The organism is Bacillus sp. TE9106W, from assembly GCF_054062215.1.
Map to the genome: position 1 here is coordinate 252,030 of NZ_JBSSFA010000002.1, position 19,532 is coordinate 271,561.

22 protein-coding genes and 1 pseudogene are annotated in these 19,532 nt (G+C 35.1%); 15 read left to right on the forward strand and 8 right to left on the reverse strand.

The window, feature by feature from the left end; translation table 11 throughout:
* Window positions 1-26 precede the first annotated feature (26 nt).
* The 3 genes from ACVWY7_RS04835 to ACVWY7_RS04845 all read right to left on the reverse strand — a co-directional run bounded on the left by ACVWY7_RS04835 (window position 27) and on the right by ACVWY7_RS04845 (window position 4,049).
* Window positions 27-884 (reverse strand): CheR family methyltransferase, encoded by an 858-nt coding sequence (locus ACVWY7_RS04835; RefSeq protein ID WP_000429053.1) that lies wholly within the window; start codon window positions 882-884, stop codon window positions 27-29.
* Between the two features lie 16 nt (window positions 885-900).
* Window positions 901-3,591 carry a response regulator gene (locus ACVWY7_RS04840; RefSeq protein WP_456523684.1) on the reverse strand — a complete coding sequence of 897 codons (2,691 nt, stop codon included), beginning with the start codon at window positions 3,589-3,591 and terminating at the stop codon, window positions 901-903.
* A gap of 206 nt (window positions 3,592-3,797) precedes the next feature.
* Window positions 3,798-4,049, reverse strand: a complete 252-nt coding sequence (locus tag ACVWY7_RS04845) for a hypothetical protein (RefSeq protein WP_000991361.1) — start codon at window positions 4,047-4,049, stop codon at window positions 3,798-3,800.
* Between the two features lie 222 nt (window positions 4,050-4,271).
* Here ACVWY7_RS04845 and ACVWY7_RS04850 point away from each other — a divergent pair, with 222 nt between their 5' ends.
* The 4 genes from ACVWY7_RS04850 to ACVWY7_RS04865 all read left to right on the forward strand — a co-directional run bounded on the left by ACVWY7_RS04850 (window position 4,272) and on the right by ACVWY7_RS04865 (window position 6,160).
* Window positions 4,272-4,409 carry a hypothetical protein gene (locus ACVWY7_RS04850; RefSeq protein ID WP_000359813.1) on the forward strand — a complete coding sequence of 46 codons (138 nt, stop codon included), beginning with the start codon at window positions 4,272-4,274 and terminating at the stop codon, window positions 4,407-4,409.
* A gap of 39 nt (window positions 4,410-4,448) precedes the next feature.
* Window positions 4,449-4,979 carry a general stress protein gene (locus ACVWY7_RS04855; RefSeq protein WP_001055606.1) on the forward strand — a complete coding sequence of 177 codons (531 nt, stop codon included), beginning with the start codon at window positions 4,449-4,451 and terminating at the stop codon, window positions 4,977-4,979.
* 526 nt (window positions 4,980-5,505) lie between these two features.
* A complete protein-coding gene (locus ACVWY7_RS04860; RefSeq protein ID WP_033682402.1) occupies window positions 5,506-5,706 on the forward strand; it encodes a DUF4028 family protein in 201 nt (66 codons plus the stop codon).
* Between the two features lie 142 nt (window positions 5,707-5,848).
* Complete coding sequence (locus tag ACVWY7_RS04865; protein WP_000637511.1) at window positions 5,849-6,160, forward strand: YbjQ family protein; 312 nt, start codon at window positions 5,849-5,851, stop codon at window positions 6,158-6,160.
* A gap of 66 nt (window positions 6,161-6,226) precedes the next feature.
* Here ACVWY7_RS04865 and ACVWY7_RS04870 read toward each other — a convergent pair whose 3' ends face one another.
* Window positions 6,227-6,523, reverse strand: coding sequence for a hypothetical protein (locus ACVWY7_RS04870; protein WP_000266571.1), 297 nt, complete (start codon window positions 6,521-6,523; stop codon window positions 6,227-6,229).
* Window positions 6,524-6,705: 182 nt separating this feature from the next.
* Between ACVWY7_RS04870 and ACVWY7_RS04875 the strand changes: the two genes are divergently transcribed.
* Entirely contained in the window at window positions 6,706-7,473 is a 768-nt protein-coding gene (locus ACVWY7_RS04875) for a transglutaminase-like domain-containing protein (RefSeq protein ID WP_000864010.1), read from the forward strand.
* A 31-nt stretch (window positions 7,474-7,504) separates the two neighbouring features.
* On the opposite strand, the gene ACVWY7_RS04880 is transcribed toward ACVWY7_RS04875, so the two are convergent.
* The gene (locus tag ACVWY7_RS04880) at window positions 7,505-8,497 is read right to left on the reverse strand and encodes a zinc-dependent alcohol dehydrogenase family protein (protein WP_033682400.1); all 993 of its coding nucleotides are present in this window, start codon (window positions 8,495-8,497) and stop codon (window positions 7,505-7,507) included.
* Window positions 8,498-8,628: 131 nt separating this feature from the next.
* Entirely contained in the window at window positions 8,629-8,769 is a 141-nt protein-coding gene (locus ACVWY7_RS04885; protein ID WP_000273536.1) for a YflJ family protein, read from the reverse strand.
* Window positions 8,770-8,923: 154 nt separating this feature from the next.
* Between ACVWY7_RS04885 and ACVWY7_RS04890 the strand changes: the two genes are divergently transcribed.
* Window positions 8,924-9,286 carry a hypothetical protein gene (locus ACVWY7_RS04890; RefSeq protein ID WP_000582785.1) on the forward strand — a complete coding sequence of 121 codons (363 nt, stop codon included), beginning with the start codon at window positions 8,924-8,926 and terminating at the stop codon, window positions 9,284-9,286.
* A gap of 26 nt (window positions 9,287-9,312) precedes the next feature.
* Here the strand turns inward: ACVWY7_RS04890 and ACVWY7_RS04895 are convergent, their stop codons facing one another.
* Window positions 9,313-9,498 carry a YhzD family protein gene (locus ACVWY7_RS04895; RefSeq protein ID WP_000539551.1) on the reverse strand — a complete coding sequence of 62 codons (186 nt, stop codon included), beginning with the start codon at window positions 9,496-9,498 and terminating at the stop codon, window positions 9,313-9,315.
* 168 nt (window positions 9,499-9,666) lie between these two features.
* On the opposite strand from ACVWY7_RS04895, the gene ACVWY7_RS04900 reads away from it, so the two are divergent.
* From ACVWY7_RS04900 to ACVWY7_RS04935, 8 genes and pseudogenes are all read left to right on the forward strand, one after another.
* Window positions 9,667-10,908 carry a metallophosphoesterase family protein gene (locus ACVWY7_RS04900; protein ID WP_456523707.1) on the forward strand — a complete coding sequence of 414 codons (1,242 nt, stop codon included), beginning with the start codon at window positions 9,667-9,669 and terminating at the stop codon, window positions 10,906-10,908.
* Window positions 10,905-13,829, forward strand: a complete 2,925-nt coding sequence (locus ACVWY7_RS04905; protein ID WP_456523685.1) for an AAA family ATPase — start codon at window positions 10,905-10,907, stop codon at window positions 13,827-13,829. Before ACVWY7_RS04900 ends, ACVWY7_RS04905 begins: the two co-directional genes overlap by 4 nt.
* Before the next feature lie 41 nt (window positions 13,830-13,870).
* A complete protein-coding gene (gene yhaM / locus ACVWY7_RS04910) occupies window positions 13,871-14,815 on the forward strand; it encodes a 3'-5' exoribonuclease YhaM (protein ID WP_000726638.1) in 945 nt (314 codons plus the stop codon).
* Window positions 14,816-14,978: 163 nt separating this feature from the next.
* Window positions 14,979-15,311, forward strand: coding sequence for a DUF2185 domain-containing protein (locus ACVWY7_RS04915; RefSeq protein WP_000358289.1), 333 nt, complete (start codon window positions 14,979-14,981; stop codon window positions 15,309-15,311).
* Window positions 15,312-15,718: 407 nt separating this feature from the next.
* Entirely contained in the window at window positions 15,719-16,711 is a 993-nt protein-coding gene (locus ACVWY7_RS04920) for a WXG100 family type VII secretion target (protein ID WP_000249944.1), read from the forward strand.
* Window positions 16,712-16,733: 22 nt separating this feature from the next.
* Window positions 16,734-17,195, forward strand: coding sequence for an Imm30 family immunity protein (locus tag ACVWY7_RS04925; RefSeq protein ID WP_000351976.1), 462 nt, complete (start codon window positions 16,734-16,736; stop codon window positions 17,193-17,195).
* Between the two features lie 412 nt (window positions 17,196-17,607).
* Window positions 17,608-17,793: pseudogene (locus tag ACVWY7_RS04930) on the forward strand (hypothetical protein); the annotation flags it as partial.
* On the forward strand, window positions 17,792-18,031 hold the full coding sequence (locus ACVWY7_RS04935; protein ID WP_456523686.1) for a hypothetical protein: 240 nt from the start codon (window positions 17,792-17,794) through the stop codon (window positions 18,029-18,031). The pseudogene ACVWY7_RS04930 and the gene ACVWY7_RS04935, both read left to right, overlap by 2 nt.
* Before the next feature lie 44 nt (window positions 18,032-18,075).
* On the opposite strand, the gene ACVWY7_RS04940 is transcribed toward ACVWY7_RS04935, so the two are convergent.
* Entirely contained in the window at window positions 18,076-18,213 is a 138-nt protein-coding gene (locus tag ACVWY7_RS04940; protein ID WP_139371874.1) for an N-acetylmuramoyl-L-alanine amidase C-terminal domain-containing protein, read from the reverse strand.
* Between the two features lie 345 nt (window positions 18,214-18,558).
* On the opposite strand from ACVWY7_RS04940, the gene ACVWY7_RS04945 reads away from it, so the two are divergent.
* On the forward strand, window positions 18,559-19,503 hold the full coding sequence (locus tag ACVWY7_RS04945; protein ID WP_000272960.1) for a ring-cleaving dioxygenase: 945 nt from the start codon (window positions 18,559-18,561) through the stop codon (window positions 19,501-19,503).
* Window positions 19,504-19,532: the final 29 nt, after the last annotated feature.

A 19,532-nucleotide genomic window follows, 5' to 3' on the forward strand; every position in this document is an offset into this window, starting at 1 on the left:
ATCCAAATAGAGGATTTCATACGCTTTTATTGTATTTTTTGATAGATTTGTTCGTGTGGATTAAATTGCGTATAATGCGGCATGATATCCGAGAAACGAAGAGTTTCTTTATTCCCTAAACATAGGAATCCATTGTGACTTAAACTTTCATAAAAGAGTTGCTGTACTTGGTTTTGAAGTTTACTTGTAAAGTAAATTAAAACGTTACGGCAAAGTATAATATGAAATTCGTTAAAAGATTGATCGGTTACTAAATTATGTTGTGCAAAAATAATGTTTTGTAACAGTGAAGGATTAAAATAAGCAAAACGACTATCCGTTGAATAATAGTTAGAAAATGCTTGTGTACCGCCAGCTTGTAAATAATTTTTCGTATAAGTTTGCATTTTATTTAATGGAAGAATTCCTTGTTTTGCTTTTTCTAACACATCTGTATTCATATCCGTTGCATAAATAACAGCTTTTTCACTTAACCCTTCTTCGTGAAGTAAGATGGACATGGATAATACTTCTTCACCAGTTGCGCATCCAGCATGCCAAATTCTAATTTCAGGATGCTTTCTTAATTCAGGAATAACATGCTCTCTTAGCGCCTTAAAAAAGATAGGGTTACGGAACATCTCAGTTACATTGATCGAGAAATCATTTAATAACTGTTCTAAAACCCCTTCCTCATGAATTACTTTTTCAATTAACTTTGAAATGGTAGGGATATTAGAAATCTGCATTCGATTACAAATTCTTCTATAAATAGATGTGCGAGCATATTGGCGAAAATCAAATCCTGATAGTTTAAATACCGCTTCTAATAGTAAGTCAATTTCTAAGTTCGTGCGCTTATCCGTATCTACTGATGGATCAAAATTATAATACTTATTTTCCACTGAAACGAAACCTCACTTATTTTATTAACCATACACTCATTACCGAATAGAGTTGATGTAAATTTAATGGTTTACTTATATAATCTGAAGCGCCAGCAGATAAACATTTTTCCTTATCATTTGGCATTGCTTTAGCAGTTAATGCAATAATAGGTATTTCATGTAACCCTAAGTTCATTCGGATATTTTCCATCGTTTCATAACCGTCCATATTTGGCATCATAATATCCATTAAAATAAGGTCGATACTTGTATTGTTTTTTAGTATTTCTAAACACTCTAGGCCGTTTTGTGCAGTAATGATGTTGGCATGTTGTTTTTTTAATGCATTTTGTAATGCAAATATATTTCGATGATCATCATCGACAATTAAAATAGTTTTCTCTTGGAAGACGTTATTTGCTTCTGGGATAACGATAGTTTCCTCAACAACTTCAGCAGGGATAACCTCTTCTATCGTCGCTGCAACTTCTAAATTGGATAACTGTATATCAGTTAATCCATTTGGAAGGTTAGGAATATATACGGTGAAAGTACTACCTTCTCCTACATGACTTTCTAACGTAATCCAACCACCTAATAGTCTAGCAAACTCTTTACAAATAGATAATCCTAATCCTGTACCACCATACTTCCGAATCGTTGCGCCATCAGCCTGTTGAAAGGCTTCGAAAATAAGTTGATGCTGTTCTTTAGCGATACCAATACCAGTATCTTTTACTGAAATTGTAATCCAATCTTTACTTATAGACTGCATATCATCACTTAAATTGCTTGTTTCTATCGAATCGAAATGTAAAGAAACAGATCCTTTTTCCGTGAATTTAAATGCATTGGATAATAAGTTTTTAATAATTTGCTCAATCCGCTTTGCATCTGTATAAAACAGATCAGGAATGGTGTTACTGTTTTCAACAGTAAATTCAACATTTTTTTGTGCAGCGATATGTAAAAAGTTTTGCTGCATACTTGCTGCCATATCACTTATATTTGTTGCTTCAAAAATGACATCTAGTTTTCCGGCTTCTACTTTAGATAAATCTAGTATGTCATTAATTAAAGTAAGTAAATCTTTTCCTGATGAATGAATAACGGTTGCTAATTCAATTTCATCATCGGATAAATGATTATCATGATTTTCTTTTAACATTTCAGATAATAGTAAAATACTATTTAATGGTGTGCGTAATTCATGCGACATATTTGCTAGGAATTCTGATTTGTATTTTGAGCTACGTAACAACTCGCTTGCTTTTTCTTCTAATTCTAATTTAGTAATTTGTAAGTCAGCTGTCTTTTGTTCAGCTTCTTCCGTTCTAGACTCTAATTGTTCATTCGTTGTTCGTAATTCTTCGGCTTGCATTTGTAGTTCTTCCGCTTGCGTTTGCAATTCTTCTGATTGAACTTGCAGCTCTTCTGTCATTGCTTGTGATTCATGTAAAAGAGTTTGAATTCGCATACGTCCCATAATGCTATGGATTGTTAAACCTAGATTATCAACGGTTTGTTGAATTAAATCTTGATGTAAGTCTGAAATGTCAGTTACACTTACTAACTCCATTACTGCGATCACTTCATCTTCAAATAAAATAGGAATGACTAGTAGATTTTTAGGACGTATTTCTAATAATCCAGTAGTAACGTAACGGAACTCTTCAGGTATGTCCCTGAGAATAAAACTTTTCTTTTCTAAAGCAGACTGTCCAATGAAACCTTCACCCATTTTAATAGATTGCTTTCCAATATCAGTACCTTGCTCAGCAAAAGAAGCTTTTTTCACATAGTAGACAGTTTCTTCATATTCTTCACGTACATAAAACGCACCGCAAGAAGTTTGTGTTTTTTGTATAATGCCACTCAAAATTTTGTTACCTAACATCTCAATAGAAGATACACCTTGATACATTAAAATTAATTCTGCAATCTCCGTTTGTAACCACTCTCTATTAGATATTTCGTCTAGTAGGTGGTTCGTTGTATGAGCAAGATCTTTTATTTCATCATGGCTGTTTACATGAATTCTTTCCGTAATTTTTTCTTTCGAAGAGATGGATTTAATAGCTTGAATTACATTTTTGATCGTTTTTGTAATGGAATTCGAAATATAAAGTGAAACGATAATAGAAATACAAGATAGTAAGAACAATAAACTGTATAACCAAAGCTCTAATTTATTATTTTTAGTATCTAATTGTGCAGATCTTTTTTTCGTTAATTGCTCCTCAGTGCTACGGAAGTCAGTTAGTTGTGATTGCAATGATTGGATTTCGGTAGTGTCGATTTCTCTTATATTATTACTATTATGATTTGCAATTAACGGGTGAATCTCTTTATTCATCCAATTAGTAATGTTTCCGTTAATCTCTTTTAACTTTTCTTGCTGAGATGGATTATCTTCTAATAAAGAAAAAAGATTATGGTAATGTTTTTCATAATCTCTTTCGGCAGAGTTAAGAGATTGCAAATAGTTCGCGTTATTAGAAGTGATAAAGCCTTTCGCTTTATTTTCTATTGTTAGCAAGTCTTTTTCCACTTGGTTCGTTAAATTGAGAACTTTAAAATCGTGATCAATAATAAAATTACGAGATTTTTGTAAATTGGAAATCTGATTGTTTAACATAATAAAAGAAATAAGTAAAAACAAAATGATAACTAAATAACCAGCCATAATTTTGTAGCGAATACTAAATTTTGCTTTCGATTTCATTAAAAATTCCTACCTTCAAGGTTATTAAAAGTTTTCTATTTTAAAGAATGAAAAACGTAATATATATTATATCAGTTTTCATAGGGCTAAACTAGAAATCCCCCTATTGTATTAGGGGGTCTCGTTTTGAATAGAGGAAATCATTTTGAAATATAAAACTATGTATGAAAAGTAACAATCGAGGGAAAAGGGGGATAATAAAACTTTTAAGAAGGAAAGAGTGTTCTTAAAGCTTTTTTTGCATCTATTCCTTCAAATATAAACAATACAAGCTCCCTCTTTTTAACAGTAAGGAAAAATGATACTAATGTGCTTAAGTTTTTAATAGAAGTAAGTGTTCCTTGTTTACTTATAAATACATTCGTTTGAAATGTTGTCATTAAAGCATAAAAATGATGAATCCGCGTTATTGTAGGTGTTTCATTATAAGAAATAGTAGTAGAGTGAATGGCGTTCATCGTAATTTTCCTTTCCATATAATAAGCATAACAATATAAACGTACCCGTTTTAAAAAATGTTAAACATATAAAGAAGAAAAAATATAATTATAGTTTTTTACGTTTAGAAAGAGTTAAGAAGGGTATACATATACCATAAAGAGATTGACTGAAGATGAATTGAAAGATTTCTAGTTTATAAAAATATACTTTTACTTTAAATAAAAAGGAGACTGTTACATATGGATAAAATGATAACGGATATTACATTTGATTTCATTTACTTGTTAAGTAGTTCTCTTGTAATCCTTTTATTGTTAGCGTTTTTCGTAAATGGTTATGTGAATAAAAAAATTAGTGTATATAAAAACGAAGAGTAATAAAGATGTATGATATAAAACTTTAGGAGGTTAATGGTTATGAATATGGATAGAAAAATAGTAGGTGTTTTTCAAACAATTGATGATGCGGCACTCGTTATTAATGAATTAAAGGAAAAAGGATACCCGGCAGATAACATTTCAGCTATTGCGAAAGATCAAAAGGAAATTGAACATCTGGAAGAAAAATCGGGTGAAAAAGTGAATCATGAAACTGCACATAAAGCAGATATCTTTTCAGCAACAGGGCTTGTAGCAGGAGGAGTAGCAGGCGGACTCGGTGGTTTATTAACAGGTCTTGGTGTACTTGCCGTATCTGGAATGGGCCCAATTGTAGCAGCAGGACCGATCGCAGCAGCTATTGGGGGAGCCGGTATTGGCGGAGGAGCTGGAAGTTTAATAGGAGCATTTATAGGATTAGGAATCCCTGAAGAACATGCTAAAAAGTATGAAGAATATATTTACGATGGAAATATATTAATTTTAGTAGATGCAAAATTAGATGATAAGTTAGAAATCTACAAAATATTTGATAAGCATCATGCTTATAACTCTGATTTCTTTAAATAAAATGTAAACAAAGTAAATATCATTTTTGGTCTTATAATTTTGGCGCGACCGAGGAGTCGTATGACTATAAGAGAGGAAGGGCTTATATTGACACTCCTACGGCTAAAGCCGCAAGCTGACTAACGTCAGTGGGATTCTTGCTACCAAAGGCGAAGTCTATTTCTAGTATCGCTGACGTGCAAGATTGCGGTGTGCCATCACCACTCCGTATCCAGTGCATTTAGCAGATACGGCACTCGTTCTATTACCAAATGAGTCAGATTGTGAGTTCTCAAATGTGTTTTAGCGTCTTGTACTTGACGACTCAATACATTTTACGGAGTAGAAGAATTTGTTACTCCAACCTCATATGTATTCTGTTTTCAGAGAACAAGATTGTTTTAGAGACTTTTACTTGTCTGTTATGAAAATTATACCATTTCAAATACTTGATGTACAGAACATACTTTCGATACTTTATCTGTACATCGCATTTGACCTCACTACCATCCCACCCCTAAAGGGGGGAGGGGACTATCGTACCGTAGTGGGCTTTCACATTCGGAAAATCTGTAATAGTTTACTTTGCACAGTCCAAAATAAAAATGGGGATCAGTATGTGAAGAAATGGTTTCGTAAACATGAAAACAATGAAGAATTAGGACGACCAACTTTTAAAGAAGTAGAACGCGACTGGAAAGAAAATAGAGAATCGTTTGTGTATCCGAATGTTAAAGCGCTTTATTAAAATGAAACATAATGTGCGGTTCATTCTTACAAAACTGTCACATTCCTGTAAGGTAATTCAATAGATTTGTTGCTTGTTCCGTGTCATAATAAAGACATAAGAAAGCTAATTAAAACTACAACTTATTAGGAGAGTGTCAGTCATGATTGTAACAACAACGTCTGGAATTCAAGGTAAAGAAATTATTGAGTATATCGATATTGTAAATGGTGAAGCTATTATGGGTGCAAATATTGTCCGCGATTTATTCGCTTCTGTTCGTGATGTTGTCGGTGGTCGTGCTGGTTCTTACGAAAGTAAGCTAAAAGAAGCTCGTGATATCGCAATGGATGAAATGAAAGAACTTGCAAAACAAAAAGGTGCGAACGCTATCGTTGGCGTTGACGTAGATTACGAAGTAGTTCGTGATGGAATGTTAATGGTTGCTGTAAGTGGTACAGCTGTACGTATATAAGTAAATAAAAAACAGGCTCACCCCTCGAAGATTATGCTTCGAGGGGATTTTTTTGGATTATGAATACTAGTTTGCTGTCTTACTATAAATTTCATAAGCAAAAAATCCAAGTAAGTAGCCTACGCCAGTTCCTATGCTAACTGCAAGAAGTAAATAATCCGGGAAAAACATGCCGAAAATTAAACCGATTATACAGCCAATGAGCATTCCCATTGGTATGAAACTATCTAATAAAACTTGAGCGTTTTTTGATTTTTTCTTACCTAAGTTACCGTTGTTATATTTATGTTTAAGCCTTCCAATCACATATAATACGATTCCTCCAATTATTACAACAGGCGCAATTGCCGTGAGTAACCACATGTTAGAGTCTCCTTTCACCTTTTAATTAAACTATACCATATATTTACAGTTTTTTAATTGAGCGGGGATGAGATCTTTCGTCTCTAACCTTTTTGGTGAATATTAATGCGGTTTTATTATTTGGAAATTGGAAAATATGTTAAAATATTGTAGATGAAAAAGGAAAGGGGGGAAACTTAAAGTTGGCATTTCATGTTGGAATATCTAATGAAATTAACGCAAGAATACGAGAAATAAAAAATGAAAGTGAAAAGGTGAATACAATTTTCTCTTGGTTAAATGAAGAATTTGAATGGGTGCAAACTGACTATGTGGACAGGACAGTAGAAGAGATTCTAGCGCGAAAAGCAGGGAATTGCGCTGAACAGGCAAAGGTAGTTGAAAAAGTATTAACTCATATCGGAATAGAAACTAGGTGGATCTTGGAAATAAATTCTCATCCCAAAAGTATGGAAAGACAAAACTTTTCTCTTCATTTAATTGAAACACATGGAGATTTCTATTCGATCTTTGGTTGGAATCATAACGACCATAGATGGCTGGAATATTACAACAAACAGCTTGAAAAATGGATTCCTATTGATACAGCATTTGGTGTTTTAGGTATAAATCATTGGTTAGAAAAGAGAATAAGTTTTACTAAAGAATCTATACCAACTACACAACAAATAATCCCTTTTTGCATTGTTGCATTACATACAAAAAGGGATGTATCAGAGATATTATCAAACTTTTATCTTATTGACCAATTTGATACATTTTACAATGGAAAGCTAAGTAAAACAATAGTATGGGAAGAATGGAAATTAGTAATTAACAAACTAACCGAAGTAGGAATAGAAACCTACAGCGGACATAGTAATCTCCACAAGTATCAAAATGAAATAAAACGTTTTAATAATCTGTATCTGAAATTAAAGCAAGAGATTCTGATCAATACTGTTAGCTAAACTGAATCCTTTTTATACGTTTCCTTTGTATTTAATAACTCGTCAAAAATACTTTTCCTTTAGCTTTCTCTGCAGACTGCACAACATCAACGGCAGTTTTTACATCCGCTAAGTCATATGTAGAATGTACTTTCATAAAACGTAATTGCTTATTTTCTACTAAGTGAATTAAATGACGAAACGTCTCTTGCCATTTATATGGCGGTACGTCTTTATTCCAATGTCGTAAATGAAATATGTTCGCGTGCACTTTTGCTTTCGTGACAATCTCTGCCCAGTTTACTTGTATTCCTGATAGAAGCCCGATCGTCAAAAAGTGCCCGTTTGGACGTAAGGAGAAAGCTAATTCATTTCCATCCGGTCCTCCGATAGAATCAATCGCAGCATCCGCGCCGAGCCCGTTTGTTAATGTCATAACGGTTTCATAAAGCGGGGTAGTGGAAGTATCTATTACATGGTGGGCACCGAGCTCAAGTAATTCCTCTGTATGTTTACTATTTCTTGTCACGGCAATGAGTCGGAAATTTAAAATTCGTGATAACTGCGCAAATAGATGCCCAATAGCGGATCCACAAGCATTTACTAATAAAACATCATGACTCTGTAAGTTTAGCGTTTCTGTACAAGTGACCCACGCCGTAAGAGGATTAATATACATTTGTGCCGCTGTAAAATCATCGATGGAATCGGGAATAGGAACTATAAAATCAGCTGACGTCTTCACATATTCTTGCCAAGTACCTTCTCCGCGTAACGGTAAAACACGTTTGCCGATAAGTTCTCTAGAAACAAAAGCCCCTACATCTTCTACAATGCCAACACCTTCATAACCAGGTATGTTAGGTAACGGAATTCTATGGGCATACGCTCCGGTAACAGGAATTAAGTCAGACGGATTAATCGGTCTAACTAACATACGAATTAGTACTTCATTCTCTTTTAATGGTTCTATATTTTTATATTCAACTTGTAATACATCTTTTGGATTGCCAAACTTGTGAAATTGAATGCATGTTCCGTGCAACATAAATGTTCCCCCTTAGTTTGATTGGGTTTATTATAACATTTGCAGTTCAATTGCTTGTTTCATTTACATGTAGGAGGGAAACATAAGCAAAATAAAAAGGAAGCAACCGTAGTCGCTTCCTACATCTATTAAGCTGAAGCTTTCTTCATTCTCTCAAGTAAACTAGATAACACATGCGTACGATACGATTCTAGTTTTTTACCTTCATAAGTACGGATACCTAATTTTTTAAGTTCTTTTACATACCAACCTTTGCTTCCGAAATACATGTGATCGCTCCCCTTCAACTTTGTTTTTATTTGTTCTGATTGCATATGGAGGTACAGGTAATATAATGAAGGAAATGAATTTCGCGCGAAAATGGTTAACTTTGTTGCAAAAGACATATATACTAAAGATAGTATACAACGAGGTGGACAAGACGTGATTATAGAGAAGCACGAAATTCAAATTGACCAAATTACGAGCGGTAAAGTGAATATCTTTACTTTCTATCGAAATAGAAAGCAAATTGATGATCATTTTTTACGTTTACAAGAACCATCGCTTACAGCAAACTACTTCTTCCATTTTCATTTTGATGCAGAGAGTTTGCATCTACTGCAGAAAGAGTTTCCAAGCGTATATCCGTACGACGGTAGTGAAACGATTCACGACTGGACGGAAAAGATGAAAGCAGAATTGCAACATCAGATCCAAACAGGAAAATGGAATAAGCGCGTACGTATCGGTAATCGCATTCTAGATGTGGTGTTTACGTGGTGTGACGAAGATATAGTAGAGTGAAAAAGAAGCGGATGACGCTTCTTTTTTTAGCGCTGGAATAAAACGAGCTTACCTGCAGAAGATGTGCAGCGATGCGTTTTTTCATACAATCCTTTTTCTTGTAAAATAGATTCACCTTTTGCTTTCGCTTCTTTTTCAGTTGCCGCCTCGAATGATTCGTCTAATGCTTTTGAACCATCTTTTTCAAAGACTGTTAGAACGTATACTCCCATGAAAATTCCCTCCAATAATAAAAATCAGAATCTTATAACTATTTTGGCATAAATCACTAGAATATGCAAAGAAATATATGACATTGCGTGTTAAAATAGAGTGAAAGTTTTATGGACACTAGATTTACTATTTGTAGTAAAGTACGGAAAAAGAAAGGATCGTTATTTGTGAAACAAGTGAAGTTTATACATGCGGCTGATTTGCATTTGGATAGTCCGTTTAAAGGGATGGAGATGAATGTACCGCAGTCTGTTTGGGAGAGAATGAAGCAGAGTACGTTTGAATCGTTCGAACGTATTATTGATAAAGCGATTCAAGAGCGCGTTGATTTCGTATTGCTAGCCGGGGATTTGTATGATGCGGAGACGAGAAGTTTGAGGGCGCAAGTGTTTGTGCGCGAGCAAATGAAGAGGCTTTCGCAGTACGATATCCCTGTTTTTATTATTCACGGTAACCACGATCATTTAGGGGGAAGCTGGGCAGCAATTGAGTTTCCGGAAAATGTTCATGTGTTTACAGAGCCTTACGTAGAAGAGAAATCATTTTATAAAAATGGTGAGCTATTCGCTTCTATTTATGGTTTTAGTTATTTGCAGCAAGCGGTAACGGATAATATGACAGCGCAGTATACGAAAATGAGTGATGCGCCTTTTCATATTGGCATGCTTCACGGAAGTGTGGAAGGCGATGCAGAGCATAATCGCTATGCACCGTTTCAAATTCGTGAGCTGAAAGAAAAGCAGTTTGATTATTGGGCTCTTGGCCATATACATAAACGTGACATTTTATCAGAGGAGCCATATATTATTTATCCGGGTAATATACAAGGGCGCCATCGTAAGGAAACAGGGGAAAAGGGTGCGTATTTGATTGAACTTACGAAACAAGGAACGCATACTTCATTTTTCCATACGGCAGATGTTGTGTGGGATGAGATTGAAGTGAGTATCGATGGACTGGAAACAGTTGATGATCTTATGACAGCAGTGTCAACTGCGATGAATGAGTGCCGAAGAGAAGAAGAAGGGACGCTTTTAACTGTCGTATTTACAGGGCAGGGACCAATTTCTCCTTATTTACGTGATGAAAAGCGTGTAGAAGAAATTTTTCATATTTTAGCATCTGGAGAAGAGCGAAAGGATTTCGTATATGCGATGAAGTGGAAAAATGAGACGGTTTCTTTTGCAGAAATCGAGCGTTTGAAAGAAGAAAATCATTTCGTCGGTAGTGTGCTGAAGGAGTTAGAAGCTTTCGCCAATATGGACGGCGTGTTGCGCAGTATTTGGACATCTCCTATAGCGCGTAATAGTATTGAATCTTTTACAGAAGAAGAGAAGAAAGAGATTCAAAAGGAAGCGGAAAACATTATTTTAGAACAATTATTCCAGCAAGAGAGGGATAAGAAATGAGAATGGAAAAACTCCATATTTATGGATACGGAAAATTAGAAAATGTGGAAATGGATCTGTCAATGCTGACGGTGTTATACGGTGAAAATGAAGCAGGGAAATCAACAATTCGTTCGTTTATGAAAAGTATTTTATTCGGTTTTCCGACGAGAGGACAGCGCCGTTATGAGCCGAAAGAAGGCGGGAAGTATGGCGGAGCAATCACTGTGCAAACAGAGAAGTACGGCCGTTTGAAAATTGAACGATTGCCAAAGACGGCTGCTGGTGAGGTAACTGTTTATTTTGAAGACGGGAAAACGGGCGGCGAAGAAATTTTAAACGATATATTAAGCGGGATGAATGAAAGTTTATTTGAATCGGTCTTTTCTTTTGATATGCACGGTCTTCAAAACATTCATCAGCTTGGCGAAGCGGATATCGGCAATTATTTATTTTCGGCAAGTGCAGTCGGAAGTGATGCATTATTGCAGCTAGATAAAAAGCTAGAAAAAGAAATGGATCAGCGCTTTAAGCCGAGTGGGCGTAAACCAGAAATTAACGTGTCACTGCAAGAGATGAAAAAGCTGGAAGAGAAGATGAAAGAGTGGCAAGGGAAAATTGGCACGTATGAAAAACAGGTGGAGCAGTTAAAAGAAAGTGAAGAGAAATTGGCGTTTGTTCGCGCAGAAAAAGAGAGTGCAGAAAAACGAAAGCAAGATTATGAAATATTAGCAGCACTTGAACCTCTCGTTATTGAAAAGCGTGCGCATGAGAAAGTGTTAGAAAACGAGAGCGAGCAATTTCCAGTAAACGGAATGGTGCGTTATGAAGCGATTAAGGCGAAAATGGAGCCGCTCCAATTACAAGTTGATTCGCTCCATAAAAAAATAGAGACAGTGCAATCGGAAATGGAATCGATTCAAATAGATGAAGAGTTTTTACAAAAAGAAAGTTACGTAGAAGAACTTCGAATGCAGCATATGTCTTACGAAAATGCACGCCAAGAAATGCGTGATGTGACAGGGACGATTACGAATATAAAAGAAGAGCTTGCGGAACTAGAACAACAAATCGGTGCTACTTTTGAAAAAGAAACAGTTCTTTCATTTGATATGAGTTTGGCAACGAAAGAGTTAATTACGCAAGCAGTGCAAAAGGCGCGCGAATTAGAAACGCAAAAAGCACAGCTTGATGATCGTTTTAAAGTAGCGCAAGAGCAATTAGAAGAACAAGAAGAAAATATAAGGCAGATTCAGAAGCAAATGTTAGCGGATGAAGAGCGAAGTGCGTTAGTTGAGAAAGAGAAGTCGTTCCAAGATGCGGCGTTTATCGGTATGGGCGCTGAGAGAATGAAGCGCAAGTATGAGGAAAAAGCAGGAGCGGCGATGCAAAAGAAAAAACAGTGGCAAAGAGTTTGTCTTCTGTTACTTCTTATTAACACAGGCGTGTTATTCACAAGCTTATTTCTAGATAACCGCCCGCTCTTATTTATTAGTGTCATTATTTTTGTAGGGATTGTTCTTGCCCTCGTTTTATATAAAGATCCGTCAAGTGGATTACAAGAAGAACTTCTTACTCTTCAGCAAAGTGCTGGCGGGAGACAAAGTGAAGAAGCGATGACTGTACGCTACCAGTTAGAAAAAGACGAAGAGATTCGTAAGTTATTTGAGCGTGAGTCTTATAAATTGCAGCAAATGGAGCGCGCATATGATAAAGTCGTTTCATCGTATGAAGAATGGGAGAGGGAAACGTTCCGCATAAGCGAACAAGTAAATGTGTATAAGAAGCGCTATACGTTCCCAGAATTTTATACGTATGCGCACATATTGCCGGCGTTTGAGCGTATGGAAAAAATGCAGCAATTATATCGTGAATTAGAGAAACAAGGCACGCGAAAATCTTCATTATATGAAATGATTTCGCAATTTGAACATAAACTAGAAACTGTTATCGGTAGTGCGGAGTATAGTAAGCTGCACGAGGCACAAAGCCGTATGCAAAATGAGAAAGAGCAGCGCCAAACTTGTAAGCAGTTAAAAGAAAAACTGGCGGAATGGCAAGAAGAATATGAGTTCATGCAAGAACAATTGAAACAACTGTTAGTAGAACGAGACAGTTTATGGCATATTGCAGAGTCTACAAATGAAGAGATGTTTTTAGAAGCAGGTAAACTGGCGGAAAAACGTGAAGATGCTGAGAAGCAAGTAGGGCGTTTATTGCCGCAAATTGATCTGTTAGAACAACGTTTAACGAGTTTATCATTAGCTGAACATTATGAGGCTGGCGGGTATGATGAAAAATTAAAGCAAGAACTGACAGCCACGCAAAATTGTCTGGCACAAGAAAAAGAACTGACAGAGCGTATTGCGAAACATCGTATGGAAATTGCGAATTTAGAAGAAGGTAGTACGTACGGTGATTTAATGCATGAATGGGAAATGAAAAAAGCGCAAGTGCGTGAACAAGTAAAGAAGTGGGCTGCGTATGCGGCTGCAAAGACAGTGTTAACGAAAACGAAGCAATATTATCATGAAGTACATCTTCCTCGTATTTTACAAAAATCAGAAGAGTATTTCGTCTACTTAACAGGCGGACGATATAGTAAAATCTTTTCACCGTCAGAGGCGGAGCCGTTTATTGTAGAGCGTAACGATGGTATGCGTTTTTATAGTCATGAACTAAGCCAAGCGACAGCTGAGCAGTTGTATTTATCGCTGAGATTTGCGTTAGCAAAAACATTTGAGCATGATTATCCATTTATTATTGATGACAGTTTCGTGCACTTTGATGCGGTAAGGACGAATCGGACGATTGAACTTATAAAGGAAATTGCAAAGGATAGACAAGTGATCTTCTTTACATGTCATGCGCATTTACTCGCGTATTTTACAGAAAAACAGATTATAAAATTAACACATATACGTAAAGAAAATGAGTTGTAGTGTGCTATACTAAAAGTAACTGATTTGGTGGAGGAATTCGAATGAAAAAGAAAATTGCAGAGTATGAAGTTGGTGAACAAGTCGATATTTTCTTGTTAATTAAAACAGCGACAAAAGGTATCGCGAGCAATGGAAAGCCATTTTTAACAGTAATCTTACAAGATCCAAGTGGAGATATTGAAGCGAAATTGTGGGACGTATCACCAGAAGTTGAGAAACAATATGTAGCGGAAACAATCGTGAAAGTGGCTGGAGATATTTTAAACTACAAAGGCCGTATTCAATTACGTGTGAAACAAATTCGTGTTGCAAATGAAAATGAAGTAACAGATATCTCAGATTTCGTAGAAAAAGCACCAGTGAAAAAAGAAGATATGGTTGAGAAAATTACGCAATACATATTTGAAATGAGAAATCCGAACATTCAACGTCTAACAAGACATTTATTAAATAAGCATCAAAACGAATTTTTAGACTATCCAGCAGCGACGAAGAACCATCACGAGTTCGTATCTGGACTAGCTTATCACGTCGTATCGATGCTTGATTTAGCGAAAGCTATCTCAAATCTATACCCATCGTTAGATAAAGACTTACTATATGCAGGCGTTATTTTACATGACCTTGGTAAAGTAATCGAATTATCTGGCCCAATTTCTACAACGTATACGTTAGAAGGAAATTTACTAGGCCACATTTCAATTATGGTGAACGAAATTGGTAAAGCAGCAGACGAGCTGCAAATCGATGCAGAAGAAGTATTAATTCTTCAACACATCGTCCTTTCTCATCACGGAAAAGCAGAATGGGGTAGCCCAAAACCACCATTAGTAAAAGAAGCAGAAATTCTGCACTACATCGATAACTTAGATGCAAAAATGAACATGATGGATCGCGCATTAGGACGCACAAAACCAGGCGAATACACAGAGCGTGTCTTTGCACTTGATAATCGTTCGTTCTATAAACCGTCGTTCCATAATTAATAATGTAAATCAAATGGCCTCATTAAGTGTTAATACGCTTAGTGAGGCTGTTTTTTATAAAAAATGAAATGAAATAGTTAAAAAGATAGTACAGGATTTTCAGCTATTGAATACGCTAGAAAAATCCCATGTAGATCAAGTTTAATTGAAAGGGTGAGAAAATATGGATAAAAAAGAGCCTGTTAAATTTATTGAAAAAGCTGGGGCCTGTATTGTTTCAAAAAATATAATAAATGAAACAGGAAAATTGAAATGGATATTGAGAGAGCAATCAATAGATGCGGTAGATAATGGTTGGAGATTTTTTTCAGAAATTGATGATGATGATTACATTAATAATCCTGATAATTTAGTAGTATGTGATTTTAATACTGTAGCAAATATTGAACCCGCTATTCTGGGAATATACGAACTACCAATAGGTAGTGATTTACAATTAGTTTCTGAAAATGGAAAAATAAGATTTGTTGATAATTTAACTGGTAAAGAAGTTTGATGAGGATACGAAAATCTAAATATAACAAAGTGAAATGGTTCGAGGAGATGTAAATTTACCAAGTGTGAGTTCATTAAATATCTTCGAAAAGAATGTAAAATATTATAGTGAGCGAGGGGCAAAGAGTAATATTAAGATATTTAATTCTAAGACAGAAGCATGTGAATACTTCTATACTAGTTTAATTCATATGTTAAAAGAAATGGGTGTAATTTAAACCTGAAATAAAAGGGTATTTCCGTTTTGGGATGCTCTTTTATTTTACTAACTTTATTTCACATACACATAGGTTCTAGTTGCAATTAAGCAGATTTTATTTTATATACACATTATTTAATCTAAAGTTTCTGTATTTACATTTTTTTCTTTTTATCTCATAATTTTAATTGGGGAAAGGGAGGAAAGAAATGGTTCAAATCAAAGTGACACCTGAAATGCTAGAAGAAGTTGCTAATCGTGCAAGCAATACCCGAATCGCATTAGAATCTATACATAATAATTTATGTAATGAAATTGATTATTTGTGTTTTCAATGGATTGGTGCCTCTAATCAACAATTCGTTCAAATGTTCAATGATGCGCGACCAAAAGCTTTTACATCTATCAATTCAATTATACAAGTAGAAGAAGATTTAAAACGAATTGCTGAAAAATTTCGCAATGCGGATGATCAAGATGTTACAATGGAAGAAGGTGCAATGTGCGGTAAAACATCTTCTGAAGAGAAAGGCTTTGATGGTGGAAAATTAGCTAGGGATATAGCTGGAGAAATAAGTGGTGAGTATGATGTTCGTCGTGTTTGGGATGGTATTGATCCATCTACTGGCGAAAAACTTTCGGGGTGGGAACGTGCTGGGGCAGGTGTCATGGCTGTAGCCGGCCTTACACCCTTTGGAAAGATAGCTAAAGTAGGTAAAGGAGTTAAAATGACTGCTAAGGCTACTGAGGCTGTAAATACAGCTAAAAAAGTACCTGTTGGAGGAGCCGATGTAGTTAAGGGTACGGGTAAAGCTCTATTGACTAATGAAGGAAAAGTTGGAACCTATAAACAACTTGTGAAACAAGGAACTGCTTTTGATAATATTACTCCACATCATATGCCTTCTGCAGAGAAAATGAAACAAGCTGGTATAAAAAGGAATGATGGTGTGAGTATGAATATGGAACAACCTCATCCTGGAACCGGTGGGAGACATCGTGAAACATATACATATGGTCTATCAGGAGAAAAATCGAAGGCGTATTTAAACCTTAGCTTTCGTGATGCCTTAGCTCATGATATTTTGGATGCTCGAAGAATTTATATAAAAGATGGTTTACATACTGCTGAGATAAGAGAAGGTTTAAGAGAAGTTATTAAAAGAAACAAAGAGCTGTATCCGCATTTATTTGATAAATAAAACATGGAAAGGATGATTACCTTTGGATATTAAGAGTCATCTAGAAAGACTATATGATAATCGTTTATTAGAAAATGAAAATGAGATACGAGATTTTAATGAGTCATTAATGGAAGTAATAGAGTACAACGATGTCTCTGTTATTACAGATTTATGTTTAGTTTTGGATGATGAGACTGAGCAATTTGAGGTTATGTTTGGTTTAATTCATGGAATAGAGAGCTTATATAAAAATAATATAGAAGAAGGACTTGTATGTATTGCTAAAGCTGTTCCGAAGATGATTAACTCAGCAAAAGAATGGGTAGAAATTTTACATTATAGAATTCTTAATCACCCTCAAGTAAGATTAGCATATGGAAAAGTACTTTCGGAATTTGATTCATCAATTACGATTAGTATTAAAGAATTATTGATTGATATAAAAAATGAAGACCCTGATATGTTTAGTGAATCTGTTAATGAGGTAATTAAGAGCATCTAATATTTAAAGTTGAAAAGATATAAAAGCACATAAGGCAAGTCAACAAGAAAAGAACTTATTATTGTAGTGGAAAGAAAAAGAATAGGTTGTTTAAAAGTGTCATACTGTTACTACAAAACTTACAAATTTATGCTACTTAAAAATGGATGAACTTAAAGCACTTGATTGTCAATTAAAGGCAACAAGTGCTTTTTGCATTTTAGCGTAGAAATTTAAAAGATCACTATAATTTTATAAGTGCATTAAGTGTTAAATTTTTATTGTTGTTTTATAGATTGTAATGGCTATGTACAGTGTACGACGATAGTAGAGAGAAAAATAAAGGGTTGTGTTATTTTTTGAAGTCATCGTAAAGTACGTTTTAACGGATGGACGTTATGCATAAGTTATCCGCAAAAAACAAGTAAACGTTACGGGATTCTCCACTGTTTGTTCATATAAAATTGAAGCAGGAAAAAGTTATCCCGTTATTCTCGACATTACAGTTTTCGATAATATTGAAATAAACGAAGGAATAGATGGAGTTAAAAGTTTAAAAAGAATTGATAATTCTTTTAAGTATCGTATTAGTGGAATGTTAAATCGTGGGTTTATTAATGACTAAAGAATTTGAGAATGAAGAGATAGTTGTTTATCAATACTATCCTTCTGAATCACCCGCTAAAATAGGTAAGATGCACTATAATAAAAAGGAACGAATGTTTTATGACATAGAGCAAGCTCCAGTGGATTCATTAAATATGAGAGAACATTATTTTAATTGTGCGTGTATTAGGATTGTGCGATGTCTTAGAAAGAACGAGGAATTTCCAGATAGCATGGCATATCAAGCATAATGAAACGAACATAAAAGAAGCCGCTCAACAGGACAGCTCTTATTTTACTTGACCTCATACCACCAATATCTACGATCAAGGCATTCTTTTATTCTATTAAGTTGCCCATTAGGTGTTTCGTAGGGGGAGCAAGCTCCTGATTTGATGATGTTTGGTTTTGTTGATGGCGTTGCAACTTTAATCTAGATTGAAGGTTCTTTTCTCCACTCATGTTTTTAAAATTTACTAAACCATTCTCCAGTCCAAAATGTTATGCAATAAAAAAATATCTTGAATTTGAGATAAATCTCTTGCTTTTTAATCACTTGAGGTGTAAAGTGATAGTGACGAAAGCGATTGAGTCATATGAAAAACATACACTCACTTGCTTTCGACTTACAAAACAAAGTAACTTATTCAGTAAAAACTAAGATGAATTTACAAAAACATAATGAGAATAAATTGAAACGCTAAAAACCATATTAGTTGTGGGAAATGTTATTTTTTAGTTATCACTTGACTAGTAAAACGAAACGGAGGAATTACCAATGTATGAAATTAAAGGGCATCATCACATTTCAATGGTTACGAAAAATGCAAATGAAAATAATCACTTTTATAAAAATGTACTTGGTTTACGTCGTGTGAAAATGACAGTAAACCAAGATGATCCGTCAATGTATCACTTATTTTACGGAGATAAAACAGGAAGTCCGGGTACAGAATTATCATTTTTTGAAATTCCTTTAGTAGGGAAAACGTACCGCGGTACAAATGCCATTACTCGAATTGGATTACTCGTTCCTTCCGAGGATAGCTTGCATTACTGGAAAGAACGATTTGAGAAATTTGATGTGAAACATAGTGAAATAACAACATACGCAAATCGTCCTGCTTTGCAATTTGAGGATGCTGAAGGTCTTCGCTTAGTACTACTCGTTTCAAATGGAGAAAAAGTGGAGCACTGGGAAACTTGGGAGAAATCAGAAGTTCCTGCAGAGCATCAAATTCAAGGAATGGGTTCTGTGGAAATGACAGTTCGTAGACTTGATAAAATGGCAAGTACACTTACAGAGATGTTCGGTTATACAGAGGTTAGCCGCAGTGAAGAGGAAGCGATTTTTCAATCCATTAAAGGAGAGGCTTTTGGAGAAATCGTTGTGAAATATTTAGATGGTCCTACTGAAAAACCGGGCCGCGGTAGCATTCACCACCTAGCAATTCGTGTGAAAAACGATACAGAGCTTGCTTATTGGGAAGAACAGGTGATACAAAGGGGCTTCCAGTCTTCAGGAATCATCGACCGTTTCTATTTTAAAAGCTTATATTTCCGCGAATCAAACGGAATCCTATTTGAAATTGCGACAGATGGACCAGGATTTACAGTTGATGGAGATGTGGAACATTTAGGAGAAAAACTTGATTTACCACCGTTCTTAGAAGATCAGCGTGCAGAGATTGAAGCGAATTTAGCACCTATTGAAGAGAAGTAATAGAAGAGAAAATATAAAATTTAAAACCA

Excerpts from the sequence above, each read along its gene's own strand:
- ACVWY7_RS04840 (WP_456523684.1), bottom strand. The coding sequence starts at position 3,591 with ATGAAATCGAAAGCAAAATTTAGTATTCGCTACAAAATTATGGCTGGT.
- ACVWY7_RS04845 (WP_000991361.1), bottom strand. The coding sequence starts at position 4,049 with ATGAACGCCATTCACTCTACTACTATTTCTTATAATGAAACACCTACA.
- ACVWY7_RS04850 (WP_000359813.1), top strand. The coding sequence starts at position 4,272 with ATGGATAAAATGATAACGGATATTACATTTGATTTCATTTACTTGTTA.
- ACVWY7_RS04855 (WP_001055606.1), top strand. The coding sequence starts at position 4,449 with ATGAATATGGATAGAAAAATAGTAGGTGTTTTTCAAACAATTGATGAT.
- ACVWY7_RS04865 (WP_000637511.1), top strand. The coding sequence starts at position 5,849 with ATGATTGTAACAACAACGTCTGGAATTCAAGGTAAAGAAATTATTGAG.
- ACVWY7_RS04870 (WP_000266571.1), bottom strand. The coding sequence starts at position 6,523 with ATGTGGTTACTCACGGCAATTGCGCCTGTTGTAATAATTGGAGGAATC.
- ACVWY7_RS04885 (WP_000273536.1), bottom strand. The coding sequence starts at position 8,769 with ATGTATTTCGGAAGCAAAGGTTGGTATGTAAAAGAACTTAAAAAATTA.
- ACVWY7_RS04895 (WP_000539551.1), bottom strand. The coding sequence starts at position 9,498 with ATGGGAGTATACGTTCTAACAGTCTTTGAAAAAGATGGTTCAAAAGCA.
- ACVWY7_RS04905 (WP_456523685.1), top strand. The coding sequence starts at position 10,905 with ATGAGAATGGAAAAACTCCATATTTATGGATACGGAAAATTAGAAAAT.
- yhaM (WP_000726638.1), top strand. The coding sequence starts at position 13,871 with ATGAAAAAGAAAATTGCAGAGTATGAAGTTGGTGAACAAGTCGATATT.
- ACVWY7_RS04915 (WP_000358289.1), top strand. The coding sequence starts at position 14,979 with ATGGATAAAAAAGAGCCTGTTAAATTTATTGAAAAAGCTGGGGCCTGT.
- ACVWY7_RS04920 (WP_000249944.1), top strand. The coding sequence starts at position 15,719 with ATGGTTCAAATCAAAGTGACACCTGAAATGCTAGAAGAAGTTGCTAAT.
- ACVWY7_RS04935 (WP_456523686.1), top strand. The coding sequence starts at position 17,792 with ATGACTAAAGAATTTGAGAATGAAGAGATAGTTGTTTATCAATACTAT.
- ACVWY7_RS04945 (WP_000272960.1), top strand. The coding sequence starts at position 18,559 with ATGTATGAAATTAAAGGGCATCATCACATTTCAATGGTTACGAAAAAT.